At 36.8% G+C, this 14,411-nt stretch carries 11 protein-coding genes; 7 read left to right on the top strand and 4 right to left on the bottom strand.

The annotated features are described in order from the left end of the window. Positions 1–55 precede the first annotated feature (55 nt). The 3 genes from ftsW to tpiA all read left to right on the top strand — a co-directional run bounded on the left by ftsW (position 56) and on the right by tpiA (position 3,802). Positions 56–1,333: a cell division peptidoglycan polymerase FtsW gene (gene ftsW / locus FNL60_RS06995; RefSeq protein WP_002263315.1), complete on the top strand. Its 1,278-nt coding sequence runs from the start codon at positions 56–58 to the stop codon at positions 1,331–1,333. Between the two features lie 218 nt (positions 1,334–1,551). Beyond that, the gene (tuf, locus tag FNL60_RS06990) at positions 1,552–2,748 is read left to right on the top strand and encodes an elongation factor Tu (RefSeq protein WP_002263314.1); all 1,197 of its coding nucleotides are present in this window, start codon (positions 1,552–1,554) and stop codon (positions 2,746–2,748) included. A 295-nt stretch (positions 2,749–3,043) separates the two neighbouring features. Continuing rightward, positions 3,044–3,802, top strand: coding sequence for a triose-phosphate isomerase (tpiA, locus tag FNL60_RS06985; protein WP_002263313.1), 759 nt, complete (start codon positions 3,044–3,046; stop codon positions 3,800–3,802). A 209-nt stretch (positions 3,803–4,011) separates the two neighbouring features. On the opposite strand, the gene FNL60_RS06980 is transcribed toward tpiA, so the two are convergent. From FNL60_RS06980 to FNL60_RS06965, 4 genes are all read right to left on the bottom strand, one after another. Then, entirely contained in the window at positions 4,012–5,244 is a 1,233-nt protein-coding gene (locus FNL60_RS06980) for an aminoacyltransferase (RefSeq protein ID WP_002280127.1), read from the bottom strand. A 2-nt stretch (positions 5,245–5,246) separates the two neighbouring features. Further along, on the bottom strand, positions 5,247–6,461 hold the full coding sequence (locus FNL60_RS06975) for an aminoacyltransferase (RefSeq protein WP_002266680.1): 1,215 nt from the start codon (positions 6,459–6,461) through the stop codon (positions 5,247–5,249). After that, positions 6,461–7,270, bottom strand: coding sequence for a sugar-phosphatase (gene yidA, locus FNL60_RS06970; RefSeq protein ID WP_002264581.1), 810 nt, complete (start codon positions 7,268–7,270; stop codon positions 6,461–6,463). Before yidA ends, FNL60_RS06975 begins: the two co-directional genes overlap by 1 nt. Before the next feature lie 247 nt (positions 7,271–7,517). Next, positions 7,518–8,822 (bottom strand): HD domain-containing protein, encoded by a 1,305-nt coding sequence (locus FNL60_RS06965; protein WP_002264580.1) that lies wholly within the window; start codon positions 8,820–8,822, stop codon positions 7,518–7,520. A 111-nt stretch (positions 8,823–8,933) separates the two neighbouring features. Here FNL60_RS06965 and FNL60_RS06960 point away from each other — a divergent pair, with 111 nt between their 5' ends. From FNL60_RS06960 to FNL60_RS06940, 4 genes are all read left to right on the top strand, one after another. Beyond that, positions 8,934–9,812: a TSUP family transporter gene (locus FNL60_RS06960; RefSeq protein WP_002264579.1), complete on the top strand. Its 879-nt coding sequence runs from the start codon at positions 8,934–8,936 to the stop codon at positions 9,810–9,812. A gap of 61 nt (positions 9,813–9,873) precedes the next feature. Further along, a complete protein-coding gene (locus FNL60_RS06955) occupies positions 9,874–10,266 on the top strand; it encodes a YwiB family protein (protein WP_002264578.1) in 393 nt (130 codons plus the stop codon). Positions 10,267–10,664: 398 nt separating this feature from the next. Beyond that, the gene (locus FNL60_RS06945) at positions 10,665–13,346 is read left to right on the top strand and encodes a cation-translocating P-type ATPase (RefSeq protein ID WP_002280128.1); all 2,682 of its coding nucleotides are present in this window, start codon (positions 10,665–10,667) and stop codon (positions 13,344–13,346) included. A gap of 112 nt (positions 13,347–13,458) precedes the next feature. Beyond that, entirely contained in the window at positions 13,459–14,199 is a 741-nt protein-coding gene (locus FNL60_RS06940) for a glycerophosphodiester phosphodiesterase (protein WP_002270056.1), read from the top strand. Positions 14,200–14,411: the final 212 nt, after the last annotated feature.

Here is a 14,411-nt window from a genome sequence, read left to right as displayed (position 1 = left end):
TTTAAAAGATGATATAATGCTAATGTTAAACTTGTAAGATATTTGAGGAAATGTAATGAAAATTGATAAGCGGCATTTGCTGAATTATTCGATATTATTGCCCTATTTAATTTTATCAGTGTTAGGTTTGATTGTTGTTTATTCAACAACCAGTGCTAGCTTAATACAAAATGGTTTAAATCCTTTTCGTTCTGTCATAAATCAGGCTGCCTTTTGGGTTATTAGTTTATTGGCTATCCTTTTTATTTACCGCTTAAAATTAAATTTTTTGAAGAACAGTGGTGTTTTAACTGTTATGATGATGATAGAAGTGGTGCTGCTTTTAATTGCGCGTTTTTGGACACAGGAAGTTAATGGTGCTCATGGTTGGATAGTTATTGGTCCCATCAGCTTTCAGCCGGCTGAGTATTTAAAAGTTATTATGGTCTGGTTTTTGGCTTTTACCTTTGCTAGGCGGCAGCAATCTATTGAAATTTATGATTATCAAGCTTTGACCAAACGTAAATGGTGGCCGAAGCAGTTGAGTGATCTAAAGGATTGGCGTTTTTATTCTTTAGTTTTGATTCTTTTGGTTGCAGCACAGCCCGATTTGGGAAATGCGACCATTATTGTTTTAACAGCTATTATTATGTATTCAGTCAGTGGTATTGGCTATCGTTGGTTTTCTGCTTTATTAACTGGGATTATTACGTTATCAGCAATCTTCTTAGGTCTCATCAATATGGTTGGTGTTAAAACGATGAGCAAGGTTCCAGTTTTTGGCTATGTTGCTAAACGCTTTAGTGCTTTTTTCAATCCGTTTAAGGATGTGACAGACTCTGGACATCAGTTGGCTAATTCCTATTATGCTATGAGTAATGGTGGTTGGCTGGGACGTGGTTTGGGCAATTCTATTGAAAAGCGAGGCTATCTTCCAGAGGCACAAACAGATTTTGTCTTTTCAATTATTATTGAAGAATTAGGACTGATTGGAGCAGGACTCATTTTAGCCTTGATTTTCTTTTTGATTTTGCGTATTCTGCTAGTTGGTGTTAAAGCTAAAAATCCTTTTAACTCCATGATTGCTTTGGGTATTGGTTCTATGATGCTGATGCAGGTATTTGTCAATATTGGTGGAATATCCGGCCTTATTCCTTCAACAGGTGTAACTTTTCCCTTTCTATCACAGGGAGGAAACAGTCTTCTTGTTTTGTCGGTAGCTATTGGTTTTGTATTAAATATTGATGCTAATGAGAAACGAGAAGATATTTATCAGGAAGTGGAAGAAGCCGAGCGTGATGATACAGATGTTTTTATAGATCCTCAATCGCAACAGGAGACTTATGGAGAATAAATCAATTGGATACTTTTTCCGATTTTTTAGTTATAATAAAAAAGCTTCTAAATAAATGAAAGTCACTTCTTTAATTAGGAATAATTGTTAATAAGATAAGATAAAAAAGTTATAAAATACTTGCATTTTTAACGTAATTTGTTAAAATAGTAAGGTAAAGTTAGACTGTATGCCTACTGTCTATCTATAAAATATATTTTATTGGAGGCTTTTCCTAAATGGCAAAAGAAAAATACGATCGTAGTAAACCACACGTTAACATTGGTACTATCGGACACGTTGACCATGGTAAAACTACCTTAACTGCAGCTATCACAACTGTACTGGCACGTCGTCTTCCAAGTGCAGTAAACCAACCAAAAGATTATTCATCTATTGATGCTGCTCCTGAAGAACGCGAACGCGGTATCACTATCAATACTGCGCACGTTGAGTATGAAACTGAAAAACGTCACTATGCTCACATTGATGCTCCAGGACACGCGGACTATGTTAAAAACATGATCACTGGTGCTGCCCAAATGGATGGTGCTATCCTTGTAGTAGCTTCAACTGATGGACCAATGCCACAAACTCGTGAACACATTCTTCTTTCACGTCAAGTTGGTGTTAAATACCTCATTGTCTTCATGAATAAAGTTGATTTGGTTGACGATGAAGAATTGCTTGAATTGGTTGAAATGGAAATCCGTGATCTTCTTTCAGAATATGATTTCCCAGGTGATGATATTCCAGTTATTCAAGGTTCAGCTCTTAAAGCTCTTGAAGGCGATACTGCTCAAGAAGATATCATCATGGAATTAATGCATACTGTTGATGACTACATTCCAGATCCAGAACGTGATACTGACAAGCCGCTCCTTCTTCCAGTCGAAGATGTTTTCTCAATCACTGGTCGTGGTACTGTTGCTTCAGGACGTATTGATCGTGGTACTGTTAAAGTTAACGATGAAGTTGAAATCGTTGGTATCCGTGATGACATTCAAAAAGCTGTTGTTACTGGTGTTGAAATGTTCCGTAAACAATTGGATGAAGGTATTGCAGGGGATAATGTTGGTGTTCTCCTTCGTGGTATCCAACGTGATGAAATCGAACGTGGTCAAGTTCTTGCTAAACCAGGTTCAATTCACCCACATACTAAATTCAAAGGTGAAGTTTATATCCTTACTAAAGAGGAAGGTGGACGTCATACACCATTCTTCAATAACTATCGTCCACAATTCTACTTCCGTACAACTGACGTAACTGGTTCAATTGAGTTGCCAGCAGGTACTGAAATGGTTATGCCTGGTGATAACGTTACTATTGACGTTGAATTGATCCATCCAATCGCTGTTGAACAAGGTACTACTTTCTCTATTCGTGAAGGTGGACGTACTGTTGGTTCTGGTATCGTTTCAGAAATCGAAGCTTAAGAAATTAAGTTCCCAATTAGCAATTATTCGTCAGACAATAATTGTAAAAGAGTCTCGAAAGAGGCTTTTTTCTATTTTTATACAGTATGATTGATAAAAGAGATGAGTTCGTGTTTTTAAACTCTTGATATGAGTGATTAGTATAGGTGCTTCCTAAGGATTTATTTAACGAAAAGAGTAAAAAGTGCTGTAAATTTTATTAAAAGGGTTGTAGAGATTTTCCCATTATTATAGAATTCATAGATAAGTTGTGATATAATAGACAGGTAAAAAAATTATAGAAGAGGTAAGTGAAATGTCACGTAAACCAATTATTGCTGGTAACTGGAAAATGAACAAGACTGCTGCTGAAGCGCGTGAGTTCATTGATGCAGTTAAGAACAATATTCCTTCAAATAATCTTGTTGATACTGTTATTGGATCACCTGCATTATTCCTTGAAGGAATGAAAAAAGGCGTGAAAGGTACAGAATTGCAAGTTGCAGCTCAAAACTGTTACTGGGAAGATTTTGGTGCTTTTACTGGTGAAACAAGTCCTGCAGCGCTTGCAGCACTTGGTGTTGACTATGTTATTATTGGGCACTCAGAACGTCGTGATTACTTCCATGAAACAGATCAAGAGATTAACAAAAAAGCACATGCTATTTTTAAGCACAAGATGACGCCAATTCTTTGTTGTGGTGAATCTCTTGAAACTTATGAAGCAGGTAAAACAGCTGAATGGATTGAAGGACAAATCACTGCTGACCTTAAAGGTTTGAGTGCTGAGCAAGTATCAAGTATGGTTATCGCTTATGAACCAATCTGGGCTATTGGTACTGGTAAGTCAGCTGATGCTAATATTGCAGATGATATCTGTGGTGTTGTTCGTGCAACCGTTGAAAAACTTTATGGAAAAGAAGTTGCTCAGGCTGTCCGTATTCAATACGGCGGTTCTGTAAAACCAGAAAATGTTGCAGAATACATGGCTAAAGAAAATGTTGATGGTGCTCTTGTTGGCGGTGCTTCACTGCAAGCAGACAGTTTCCTTGCCCTTCTTGACTTTGTCAAATAAGCTGAGCTGAGCAGCTAATTAGAATTGATGATTTTCTGCTTGTATTTTAACTTTTAAACCTGCAAGAAATTCATTTCATACTTAAAAACACTGCTGATAAAAATCAGCAGTGTTTTTTGGTATAACTGTCTATCATATCAAAAAAACACCTGATTGAAGGTGCTTCTTTTAGACTGAAGATAAAACTTAGACTGTTTAATGAAAACAGGTTAACGTCTTAGAATTTTTTTAATCGTATTTAAAAGTCTGTATTTTAAGGGATTTGGATAATAATGGAATGTTCCCATCTTGCGGACAATGTAACCATTGAAATTTTGTTTGAAACGAAGAACACCATCTGAATTATCAAAGTGCCCTGTAATACCAAGGAGATTATAAAAAGAAATTCCTCTTTTAAGAGCTTCAAGCATCACATGTTCTTGTAGAAGAGCAGGCGCATAGAACTTATTAAATTCTGGATAGGAACCTGAGAAAAGATAGACGGCTTCTTGAGGTGTATAAACAAAGAGACTGCCTGCTAAGATGACATCCTTTTTGCCGTATTTAGTGATAAATTTCTGAGCTTCTTCTTGACGAGTTGTAAAGGTATCGAATTGGCTGGACAGTTCACGCAATTGGTTTTGTTTTTTTTCAGAATGCGGATTTTTTTCCAAATCGGCTTGCAACTTAGCAATTTTATTGCCAAGTTTATTTTGATCCTTTTGTAAATGACTAAGATAATTTTCAAAGTTGAGGCTGGCAATCATAAATTCGGCATTATTTCCAAAACTATCGTAAAAGTCTTGGTAGTAGTCCAGACTTTTATCACTGTATTCTCTGCGATCAGAAGTGGCTGAAGTAATTTCCTTAAAGAGGTTAAGCTCATCACGATTAAGCCGACGAAGTTTAGTGCCGAAAGTTTTGGCTTTTTTTACTAAAGGGCGTCCTTTTTTACTGAAGGATTTTAGCAGTGTTTGTTCGCTAATATCCGATAAATCTTTGACATAGTGCCAATCAGGTTCACCATTAGGATAATCCCTCTGCAAGCCATCAAAATGATAACCGAGATTAGTTAATTGCGAGATAAGTTCTTTTTTTTCAGCACTGGTTGCTTGGCCATCACCATCAAAGGTTTGATAGGTGTCATAAGGTTTTATTACTAATTCTAAAGCACCTTTTTCTTTGACATAGTCTTTTAGTTCTCTGTAAAAATCTGTTAGATGCTTATCTCGTGTGACAACTGGTCCGCAATTAATTTCAAAATAGCGGCCGCCAGTCATGGGCATGCTGTATAAAATAGCAGAAATTTCAATTGTTCCATTTTCTAACCAAGCAATATAATTAAGCGTAAATCCTCTTTTGGAAAGAAGCTTGGCCATTTCTAAGGTCTGCATGAAAGATTTTTGCTCTGCTTTTTGAACATGTAAGGCAAAATCATTTTGAGAGATGTTTTGTAAAGCCATTATTAATGCTTGCTCCTTCGTTTTTTACGTATGGTATAGGCAATATTAGCTAATTTATAGAGCGGGCTGACTGGTAAATTAAATTCACCAATAAATTCTTCAATTTCTGGTTTGAATTTTGATTTGAAGTTGTAAAGTCCGCCAGAGAGGTCATTTTCAATACCTCCCATATTTTGCCAGTGACTGCCTCTTTCAAAGGCATGGTTAGCCGTTGCAAACCAAGTATAGATAGCAGCTTGATAACGGCGAAATTCGTCATCCATACCAGCATAGACATTTTCGGATGTTTTACCGAATTCAAGAGATAATGTTCCTGAAAGAGGAACGGTATCTTTACCTTGGGATAAATGCTCTTGAAGAAAGGCAATCTCGTCACTGAGACGTTCGATTTCTTTTTTTGTATTATCAATTTTGCTCGGTTTAACATTATCACCAAATTTAGCAAGGTTATTTTGAGCTTTTTTCCTTTGACTTTCTAGTTCGGTAAGTCTTTCTTTCAAATTGAGACTAGCCAAAGTAATGAAAGAGTGTTGGGGATAATTGTCTAAGAGTTTGCGGTAGTAATCAATGCCTCTGAGGTGAATGCTTTTGCGATCTTCTGTTTTTTTCATTAAATCGGAGAAGTCTGCCAAAAGTTCATAGCCACCAAAGCGAATGCTAACTCCCTTATTTTTGGCAGTACGGATGGATTGTCGGATTTTTTTGGATAAGTTAGCTTCAGAGAACCCTTCTGCGTAGATATTGGCTTGGAAACGCGGCTGAATAGTTTCTCCCATATCACTTGTTTGTCCCAGCCATTCACAGCCTAAATGCTTTAAAGTGTCAATAATAGTTTGTGCTTGCGGGTTATTGATGGCTTCCTCATCAATTTGATGATGGTTCAGCAAAATAAAAGGATCAAACTTAATAAATAGGGCTCTTTTTCTTTTGGCAAACTTTTTTAAGGAGGTCAATACAAAATTCACCAAATCTTTATCTTGATAGTTCATGACGGGACCTCTTGGAATGTAAAACATTGTCATACCAAGAGGTAAAGGTCTGATTAAAATAGAGGCAGAGGCAACAAGTTTGCTATCTTGATAAAAACCCATTCGCTCATTTCCCCATTCATCTTTAACTTTTGCCCAAGAACTGCTTTGTAGTAGATTGGTTTGACCGCTGTTTTTGATAAAGTTATCATGTTCTTCTTTTGAAATTCCGATTTTATATGTGTACATTAGTTTAATACCCACTTTTTAATTGCATAAGCGACCCCACTGTTGTCGTTTGATTTGGTGATGTACTTAGCCATTTTTTTGAGTTCAGGAATACCATTTTCCATCACAACAGGGCTTCCAACAGCTTCTAGCATAGCACGATCATTTTCCTCATCACCAATAGCCATTGTCTCATCTCTGCTAAGTCCTAACTTTTCTGCTAAATGAACGATAGCAGTGCCTTTGCTGACTTTTTTATTCATGATTTCTAAATAAAAAGGTCTTGATTTGACAACTGTGTAGTGTTCATAAAGGCTGGCTGGCAGTTGAGCAATAGCAGCATCTAACATTTCAGGTTCGTCAATCATCATTATTTTCACAATCTCTTTGCCAACCATTTCTTCAGGAGTACGATAATAGACTGGCATGTTAACCAAACTTGCTTCATGGACAGTGTATTTGCCGATATCACGATTGGCAGTGTAAATACCTTCTTTAGAGATAGCATGCATGTGCACACTTAATTTGCGACTGAGCAATTCAATATCTAAATAATCATCATAAGTTAACGTTTCTTTAATCAAGTCTTCACCAGTTGCGGTATCTTGTACTAAAGCACCGTTAAAAGTAATCACGTAATCTCCTTGATCCTTGAGATTTAATTTTTCTAGTAAATCGGTTACACCAGCAATGGGGCGGCCTGTTGCAATAACGACCTTGACGCCAGCTTTTTTAGCATCTTGGATAGCAGTGTAAACTTCAGGTGTTACTTCACGCTTACTATTAAGTAATGTGCCGTCAATATCGACAGCAACCAATTTAATTGACATACTGGTTCCTAATTTCTAATTACAAATTTCTACAGACTATCTTACTAAAAATTAGCTTATTTGTCATGTTGTGTGGGGATTAATTGATAAAGCAAGCGGAGAAGGAAAGATAGGAAGCAAAATGTTATCAGAAAATTTCCTTCCTATCTTAATTTTATTTCTAAACAATTAGTCCATAAATGATTTTTCTCATATTTATCACTTGCTTGCAATAGTTTTAAAGAAATAAGAGAGAATAGCTTAAACCTCACTCTCTGAGATTGTAAAAATGCTTATTTTTGATATAGTGAGAAAACTTTTCTTTAGCTTCGACAAAAAGATCATCTTTGATAAGCATCTCCTTGGGAAAGTAGAAGCGACGATCGCCATGCGTAGTACCAGATAAGGTATGAACTAGAGGTGATAGTGTAGACAGCTCGGCAATGGAGCCATCTTCTTGCAACATTTCAATTTGAGTGCGGGGATTTTGAACATCTGGCTTGTAGACATCATAAGGAAGGTCAAAATTAAGGTGAAGAGCAGTATAATATGTTGGATCAAAACCAAGGTCTTTAACAATTTCTCTTAGTTTTTCTAAATTTGAGAGATCTTTTTCATCAAAAGTGATTGATTTGAAGACTTTGCGATTGATAAAACGGCTAGCGAGGTCAGATAAGATTTTGTCTGCACTTTGCATCCAAGTTTGAAAATAGGTATTCATGACACCGTCATCCAGACTAAGATAGTCTTCTAGGGTAACCCTATTTTCAAAAAAAGGGATTAAATGAGGTGATGTAACAGTGAAAAATTCTTTTTCTTTGGGATAAAGGTATTTTGCACGTTTGAGTAGATTTTGCAAGAGAACTTCCATAGCACGGCTAGCTGGATGAAAATAAACCTGCATGTACATTTGATAGCGACTGATAATATAATCTTCTACAGCATGCATGCCATCTCTTGAAAAAGCAATACCATTTTCAATTGGACGAATGACGCGTAAGACGCGTGTTAAATCAAATTCACCGTAGCTAGCACCAGTAAAGTAAGAATCTCGCAGGAGATAATCCATGCGATCAACATCAATTTGGCTGGAAATGAGCTGTTCAACCTGTTTGTTAGAATAGGTATGATTGATAACACTAGCGACCTTGTCAGGAAAATCTGGTGAGACACGCCTTAAAATCGTATTGATTTCTGTTTCAGGACTTAAAATAATCTGCTGAGTAATGGTTTCGTGATTAGTGTCAAACAGCCTCTCAAAAGTATGAGAATAGGCCCCATGACCAATATCATGCAAAAGAGCTGCGGTCATGGTTAAGAGAGATTCGTTACTATTCCAAATGTCTGAGTATTTTTTATCAAAAATATTGGTAACACGTCTGGCAAGATAATAAACACCAAGACAGTGTGAAAAACGGCTGTGTTCAGCACCATGAAAGGTAAAACTAGATGAACCTAACTGTTTAATGCGACGCAGTCGCTGGAATTCTTTGCTATTGATAAGATCATAAATGAGCTCATCTTCAACAGGTATATAATTATGAACAGGATCTCGGAATACTTTTTCTTTCATAGCTTTATTATAACAAAATTTCCATGAGATACCGTTTTTTAGAAAGTATGTAAACAGAAAAAAATTTCTTTTTGTATTTACGGATTCCTAAATTTACATTATAATGAACTAATGACAAATCGTTTAATATTAAATACCATTCAGTTACTTTTGATCAGTCTGATTACTTGGATAATGGGAACCATTTTATTACATGCACGACAGCATCAAATTAATTTAAAAGAGAAATTTTTAACAGGGTTTTGGATTGGTTATGTGACAGATCTCTTAGATACTTTGGGAATTGGGACTTTTGCGACGACGACAACACTTTTTAAAGCGACAAAATTAGTTGAAGATGATCGTAAAATACCTGCCACCATGTCAACTGCCCATGTTGTTCCTGTTTTGGTTGAGGCACTTTGTTTTGTGACTATTGTCAAGGTGGACATTACTACTCTGGTTTGTATGGCAGCAGCCTCTTTTACGGGAGCCTTTGTTGGAACACGGATAACCAAAAATTGGAATACTCAACAGGTTCAACGTGTTTTGGGAATTTTGCTCATTATTGCAGCTTTGGTCATGGTTTACCGCATGCTGACCAATCCTGGAGCAGGCATTTCCTCTCAGATTCGTGGTCTAAAAGGCATTTGGCTTTTAGTTGGTATTATTTTTGATTTTATTATTGGCATGTTAATGACTATGGGATTGGGTAATTATGCGCCAGAATTGATTTTCTTTTCTTTGATGGGCATCAATCCTTCCATTGCTTTGCCCGTTATGATGTTGGATGCAGCCATGATTTTAACAGCCAGTTCAATAGCATTTATTAAATCTGACCGTGTTCATTGGCCGGGGACCTTTGGCATCATTATTGGTGGCATCCTTGGCGTTTTAACAGCAGCCTTCTTTCTCAGTAATTTAGACATTAACAATCTCAAGATTTTAGTTGTCTTTATTGCCTTCTTTACGGGTGCAACATTGTTGCGTTCTTCTATTATAAGAAGATAGTGTAAGTTAATGATTGGTATAAGAGCCAGAATCTAAACATAGAATGAATTGAAGGAGAAATATGCAGATTCATTTGAGAAATGAAATTGATCTAGATGGTCAAAGAGAAGTGATAGACCAAACCCATCCGGTTGATGTGACCGAGAAAAATGGCTTTTCTTACTTTATTTTTGTCAATGAAGAAAAAGAAAGAGTTGTGATTAAATGTAATGATCAAGAATTAATTATGACACGCTTTTCAAATCCAAAATCCGTCTTACGTTTTCATAGAGAAGTACAAGCTTTGGTGACTATTCCAACGCCTATGGGTATTCAACATTTCATGACAAAAACCAGTAAATTTATTTTTGATAAAACAAATCACTCTATCAAGCTTGACTATGTTCTTAAACAGCCAGATTCAGAATCACAGAATATTTTCGCAAAATATCAATTAGAATTAACTTGGTTTTAAAGACAGCAAAGAGGTTCTATAGACAATATTTTTTGAGAAAGAGTTCAGCAGCTGGTTATAAAAAACACTTTTATGAGTGGTTTTACCATGACTCTTAGCTATTGTTTTTCTGTCGAATCATTCTATAAGAATGCCATTTATAATCCAATTTCTGGGAAAATCTTAAAAAGCCAAGCATCGCTTTTTGAAAGGGGAACAGGCTTCTTCAAAATGAGGTATTTTATATTGAAAAGGCCTTTATTTATGGTATAATGAAGATTATCAAGGGAGTAGCTAGCGGTTTTGCCGTGATGTTGTCGTCAATCCGAAACTGTTTTCCGGCAACATATTAAATAGCGAGACTTGTTTAATTATTAAACAGGTCTTTTTCTTTTAAAGACCGAAAAGGAGAATTTATTTTGTTCAAAAAACAAAAAAGGGACAGTTTTTACGTCCAAGATGAAAAAACTGTCCTATCTGGCCTAGAATCTTCTAAGAAGGGATTGACCAGTACTCAAGCTAAACAGCGCTTAGCTGATTATGGCTACAATGAATTGGAAGAAGATGAAAAACGTACTATTCTTGCCAAATTCATTGATCAATTTAAGGATTTGATGATTATCATTTTGCTTGTTGCCGCAGCGCTTTCGGTTATCACTGAAGGAATGGGGGGGCTAACGGATGCCATCATTATTCTAGTTGTTGTTGTTTTAAATGCAGCCTTCGGTGTCTATCAGGAAGGACAGGCAGAAGCAGCCATTGAGGCCTTAAAATCTATGTCTAGTCCACATGCACGTGTTCGGCGTGATGGCCATGTTACTGAAATTGATTCCAAAGAATTAGTACCAGGTGATGTCGTTCTTCTTGAAGCTGGTGATGTGGTTCCGGCAGATATGCGTCTTTTGGAAGCAGCTTCGTTGAAAATTGAAGAGGCAGCCTTAACAGGTGAGTCTGTGCCGGTTGAAAAAAGTGTAACTGTTGCAATTGCATCAGATGCTGGTATTGGTGATCGTTTGAATATGGCCTATCAAAATTCAAATGTTACTTATGGTCGTGGTATGGGGGTTGTGACCAATACTGGTATGTACACAGAAGTCGGCCATATTGCTGGCATGTTAGCTAATGCAGATGAAACAGATACGCCATTAAAACAGAGTTTAGATAATCTATCCAAGGTATTGACATATGTTATCATTATTATTGCGATTATTACTTGCCTAGTTGGTATCTTTGTTCGTCATGAAGAGCCTCTTGAAGGTTTGATGGTTGCTGTTGCTTTAGCTGTTGCTGCCATTCCTGAAGGGCTTCCAGCCATTGTAACAGTTGTCCTTTCACTTGGTACGAAAACACTTGCCAAACGTCAGTCCATTGTTCGTAAATTACCAGCTGTAGAAACGCTTGGTTCTACTGAAATCATTGCTTCAGATAAAACCGGTACGCTGACCATGAATCAAATGACTGTTGAGAAAGTCTATTATAATGGTAGATTAGTTGATGCTAATGATGACATTGACGTTAATAATATGGCTCTTCGCGTTATGAACTTTGCTAATGACAGTAAGGTTGATGCCAATGGTAAATTAATTGGTGATCCTACTGAAACAGCTCTTGTTCAATATGGTTTTGATCATAATTTCGATATTCGCGAAGTACTTAAAGCTGAACCACGTGTCGCTGAATTGCCATTTGATTCTGACCGAAAGCTCATGTCAACTATCCATAAACTTGATGGTGAGAAATATCTGATTGCTGTCAAGGGAGCACCGGATCAATTGCTCAAACGTATAACGCAAATTGAGATAGATGGTAGTATTCGTCCAATCACTGAGGACGATAAAAAAGCCATTCTTGATATGAACAAGTCGCTTGCCAAACAGGCGCTTCGTGTTCTCATGATAGCTTACAAATACGAGTCTGAAATTCCAAAATTAGAAACGGCAGTCGTTGAAAATGATTTGATTTTTGCTGGTCTTGTGGGGATGATTGACCCAGAGCGTCCAGAAGCGGCCGAAGCTGTTCATGTGGCTAAAGAAGCCGGCATTCGTCCAATCATGATTACAGGTGATCATCAAGATACTGCTGAAGCCATTGCCAAACGTTTGGGAATTATTGATGATGATGGGATTGATCATGTCTTCACTGGTGCTGAACTCAATGAACTTTCTGATGAAGAATTCCAAAAAGTTTTCAAACAGTATTCGGTTTATGCGCGCGTGTCACCGGAGCATAAGGTTCGGATTGTCAAGGCTTGGCAAAATGATGGCAAGATTGTCGCTATGACAGGTGATGGGGTTAATGATGCGCCATCTCTTAAAACGGCTGATATTGGTATTGGTATGGGAGTCACAGGTACTGAAGTATCTAAGGGTGCTTCTGATATGGTGCTTGCCGATGATAACTTTGCAACCATTATTGTTGCGGTTGAAGAAGGACGTAAGGTCTTCTCCAATATCCAAAAATCAATTCAGTACCTGTTATCTGCCAACATGGCTGAAGTTTTCACCATCTTCTTTGCAACTCTCTTTGGTTGGGATGTGCTTCAACCCGTTCATCTGCTCTGGATTAATTTGGTGACAGATACTCTGCCAGCCATTGCTCTTGGTGTTGAACCGGCTGAGCCTGGTGTGATGACCCATAAACCTCGTGGACGCAAGTCAAGCTTCTTCTCAGGTGGTGTTATGGGAGCCATTATCTATCAAGGTATTCTACAAACTCTTCTTGTACTTGGCGTTTACGGCTGGGCAGTTTTCTTTCCTGAACATGCGACACGTACAGAAATTCATGCAGATGCTCTTACCATGGCCTTTGCAACACTTGGTTTGATTCAATTGGTACATGCTTATAATGTCAAATCGGTTTATCAGTCCATTTTTAAGGTTGGTTTCTTTAAAAACAAAACATTTAACTGGGCTTTGCCGACTGCTTTGATTATTATGCTTGCTACCATTGTCATTCCAGGATTTAATAGATTCTTCCATGTGTCTCACTTGTCAGTAACCCAATGGTGTGTTGTTGTGGGAGGCAGTTTGGCCATGTTTGTTATTGTTGAAATTGTAAAAGCCATTCAACGGGTACTTGGTCAAGATCAAAAAGCGATTTAATATAAAAAATGACTGGTATTGAAACTCCAGTCATTTTTTATAATTTTGATTTATGCTAAGCTTTTCATCTTATGGTAAAATATAATAAATTTTATGCTTAGAAAAGAGAGATATGACTCAGATTTTTGCTCATAGAGGAAGTAAAGTTGATTGTCCGGAAAATACACTTGCTGCTTTTAAAAAGGCGATTCAGGTGGGGTGTGATGGCATTGAGATAGATGTTCACCGAACAAAAGACAATCACCTTGTTGTTATTCATGATGAAGCAGTTGATCGAACCAGCAATGGCTCTGGATTGGTCAGACAACTGACATTAAAGCAAATAAGAATGCTTGATGCTGGTTCTTGGTTTCATCCAGCTTATTTTTGTGAGAAAATTCCAACCTTAGAAGAAGTTTTAAATTTTTTGGAAGAGTATGGTTTTCAGGGAACTCTCAATCTTGAAATCAAAACCAATAGATATCCTTATCCTAAAATTGAAAAGCAAATTGCACAAACTATGCAGGCTAAAAAACGTTCTTTTTCGCATATTTATTCTAGTTTTAATCTTTTTAGTTTATATGTAATGAGAAAACATGATCCTAAGGCTGAGTTAGCTTATTTAATGAAATTTCATCCTTTTCATTTTTGGTTGGCACAACAGTTAAAATTTATTAAGACTGTCCATTCACACAGTTCTTTTTATGAAAATCAAGTGACTAAAAGAAAAAATAAAAAACCATTTCGGCTTTGGACGGTTAATAATGATGATGACATGAAAAAATTCTTTTTGTCTGGGATAGAAGGAATTATAACAGATAAACCAGAAGAAGCTGTTAAACTCAGAAAATCATTACAAACTAAAAAAGAATGAAAGCGGGGCTCAATCGGTATTTCGTAGAAATTGATTTTCCTCACTCTCCTGTTTTAAGAATCGGGTAAAAACATCTACTGGATAAGATTATTCCACTTCCGCATGGTTGATTTATGACTAATTTCAACAGTTTTTCAAACTGTTGAAACTATTATTTGCAGGACAAGAGATACTTTAAAAGCTCAATGGACTGTTAAGGATTTGAACCTAAA

Origin of the sequence: Streptococcus mutans (assembly GCF_006739205.1) — a bacterium.
Classification (GTDB): domain Bacteria; phylum Bacillota; class Bacilli; order Lactobacillales; family Streptococcaceae; genus Streptococcus; species Streptococcus mutans.
Note: the sequence above shows the minus strand (reverse complement) of the source record. Positions and strands in the feature narration are given on the sequence as shown.

What these genes read in the sequence shown, in the direction of transcription:
- FNL60_RS06960 (WP_002264579.1), top strand. Translation starts at nt 8,934, where the DNA reads ATGACAAATCGTTTAATATTAAATACCATTCAGTTACTTTTGATCAGT.
- yidA (WP_002264581.1), bottom strand. Translation starts at nt 7,270, where the DNA reads ATGTCAATTAAATTGGTTGCTGTCGATATTGACGGCACATTACTTAAT.
- tuf (WP_002263314.1), top strand. Translation starts at nt 1,552, where the DNA reads ATGGCAAAAGAAAAATACGATCGTAGTAAACCACACGTTAACATTGGT.
- FNL60_RS06940 (WP_002270056.1), top strand. Translation starts at nt 13,459, where the DNA reads ATGACTCAGATTTTTGCTCATAGAGGAAGTAAAGTTGATTGTCCGGAA.
- tpiA (WP_002263313.1), top strand. Translation starts at nt 3,044, where the DNA reads ATGTCACGTAAACCAATTATTGCTGGTAACTGGAAAATGAACAAGACT.
- FNL60_RS06965 (WP_002264580.1), bottom strand. Translation starts at nt 8,822, where the DNA reads ATGAAAGAAAAAGTATTCCGAGATCCTGTTCATAATTATATACCTGTT.
- FNL60_RS06975 (WP_002266680.1), bottom strand. Translation starts at nt 6,461, where the DNA reads ATGTACACATATAAAATCGGAATTTCAAAAGAAGAACATGATAACTTT.
- ftsW (WP_002263315.1), top strand. Translation starts at nt 56, where the DNA reads ATGAAAATTGATAAGCGGCATTTGCTGAATTATTCGATATTATTGCCC.
- FNL60_RS06980 (WP_002280127.1), bottom strand. Translation starts at nt 5,244, where the DNA reads ATGGCTTTACAAAACATCTCTCAAAATGATTTTGCCTTACATGTTCAA.
- FNL60_RS06955 (WP_002264578.1), top strand. Translation starts at nt 9,874, where the DNA reads ATGCAGATTCATTTGAGAAATGAAATTGATCTAGATGGTCAAAGAGAA.